The 1939-nt window shown below is 64.4% G+C and carries 2 protein-coding genes and 1 pseudogene; all 3 read right to left on the bottom strand.

Translation table 11 applies throughout. From position 1 onward, the window contains the following. A pseudogene (rbcL, locus tag EOC06_RS43480) lies at positions 1-299 on the bottom strand (ribulose-bisphosphate carboxylase large subunit); the annotation flags it as partial. 21 nt (positions 300-320) lie between these two features. Further along, positions 321-1400 carry a class II fructose-bisphosphate aldolase gene (gene fba / locus EOC06_RS25485; protein ID WP_127267899.1) on the bottom strand — a complete coding sequence of 360 codons (1080 nt, stop codon included), beginning with the start codon at positions 1398-1400 and terminating at the stop codon, positions 321-323. Between the two features lie 11 nt (positions 1401-1411). Continuing rightward, on the bottom strand, positions 1412-1939 hold a 528-nt coding region (locus EOC06_RS25480; protein ID WP_281062110.1), incomplete at its 5' end, for a transketolase C-terminal domain-containing protein.

The following is a 1939-nucleotide window of genomic DNA, read 5'->3' as shown; positions in this document are numbered from 1 at the left end:
GTGTTCGGCACCGGCTCGGATCTGAAAGCCTTGGCGCGGTAGAGTTCGCAAGCGGTCAGCCGGTCGGTCCACACCACGGTCCACGTCGCGGTGGAGGATTCGCCGGCGATGGCCGCCGCCGCCTCCTCGTGGTCGACGCCCGGCTGCGGCGTGATCCGGAACATGGCGATCAGATCGGTTTCCTTGGGCCTGTAGTCAGGCTCCCAGTAGCCCATCTTCTTGTAGGGGATGACCCCTGACTTGTAGCGTTCCTTGCCTTCCTTGAGCGTTCCCGCTGGCAGTATGTCGATCTTGTTCATGACAGGTCTCCTGTTTGTTGCTCAGGCGGCTTTCGCGGTGGCGATATGGGGATCGAGCTTTCCCGCGGCGTAACGTTTCGCCATCTCGTCCATGGCGATGACCTTGATCTTCGAGGCGTTGGACGCCGTGCCGAAACGCTCGAACCGGTCCCGGCAAAGGTCGCGCAAGGCGTCCATGGCGGGTTTCAGGAATTTACGGGGATCGAACTCGCGCGGGTCTTCCGTCGCGACGCGGCGGAACTGCCCGGCCATGGCCATGCGGCAATCGGTGTCGATGTTGACCTTGCGCACGCCGTAGCGGATGCCGCGCTCTATCTCCTCGACCGGAACGCCAAAGGTCTGGGGCATCTCGCCGCCGTATCTGTTGATGATGTCCTGCAACTCCTGCGGCACCGAGGACGAGCCGTGCATGACCAGATGCGTGTTGGGCAGCTTTTCGTGGATCGCCTCGATCACCTGCATGGCCAGGATGTCGCCGTCCGGCTTGCGGGTGAATTTGTAGGCGCCGTGCGAGGTGCCGCAGGCGATCGCCAGCGCGTCGACCTGGGTTGCGGTCACAAAGTCGACCGCCTGATCGGGATCGGTCAACAACTGGTCGTGGGAAAGCGCGCCTTCGGCGCCGTGGCCATCCTCTGCCTCGCTTTGACCGGTTTCCAGCGAGCCGAGCACACCCAGTTCGCCTTCGACGGAAGCGCCGACCCAATGCGCCATGCGTGCGACGCGTTCGGTTATGGCGACGTTGTAGTCGTAGCTGGCCGGCGTCTTGGCGTCCGCCATCAAGGATCCGTCCATCATCACCGAGGTGAAGCCGTGGCGGATCGCGGAAAGGCAGGTGGCCTCGCTGTTGCCGTGGTCTTGATGGATGCATAGCGGGATGGTCGGGTGGATTTCGGTCAGCGCCTCCATCATCTTGGCCAGCATGATGTCGTTGGCATAGGATCGGGCGCCACGCGAAGCCTGGATGATGACAGGCGCGTCGCAGGCCTTGGCCGCTTCCATGATGGCGAGGCCCTGTTCCATGTTGTTGATGTTGAATGCCGGTACGCCGTAGCCGTGCTCGGCGGCATGGTCGAGAAGCTGGCGAAGGGTGATGCGAGCCATTGTGAATCCTCCTAGATGATGAGCTTCAGCGCCGCTGCAGCAACCGCTTCGGACGTTATGTTGAAATGCCGGTAGAGGTCGGGGGCAGGGGCGCTGGCGCCGAAGCCGGTCATGCCGACGAAAGCACCGGTCTCGCCGATCCAGCGGTCCCAACCCAGCCGGGCTGCCGCTTCGACCGCGACGCGCGGCGCCGAGCCGAGGACGGCCTTGCGGGTGGCGCTTTCCTGCTCCTCGAAAAGCTCCCAGCACGGCATCGACACGACGGCGGCGGCGACGCCATGCTCGGTCTCCAGCCTTTCGGCGGCAGCAACCGCGATCTCGACCTCCGAGCCGGTGGCGATCAGGGTGACGGCGCGGTGCCTTGCCGGCTCCCGCAGGATGTAAGCGCCCTGGCAGGAGCGGTTCTCGTCGCTGTGCGACCGACGCAGCATCGGCAGGTTCTGGCGCGACAGCACCAGGACGCTCGGCCGATCCTTGCTCTTTAGCGCGAGTTCCCAGCACTCCGCCGTTTCGATGACATCCGCCCGGCGGAAGACGTT

This window comes from Mesorhizobium sp. M7A.F.Ca.MR.362.00.0.0 (genome assembly GCF_004023175.1).
GTDB lineage: Bacteria > Pseudomonadota > Alphaproteobacteria > Rhizobiales > Rhizobiaceae > Mesorhizobium.
The sequence above is the reverse complement of the archived record's forward strand: the minus strand, read 5'-3'. Positions and strand labels throughout refer to the sequence as shown.

What these genes read in the sequence shown, in the direction of transcription:
- fba (WP_127267899.1), bottom strand. Translation starts at nt 1,400, where the DNA reads ATGGCTCGCATCACCCTTCGCCAGCTTCTCGACCATGCCGCCGAGCAC.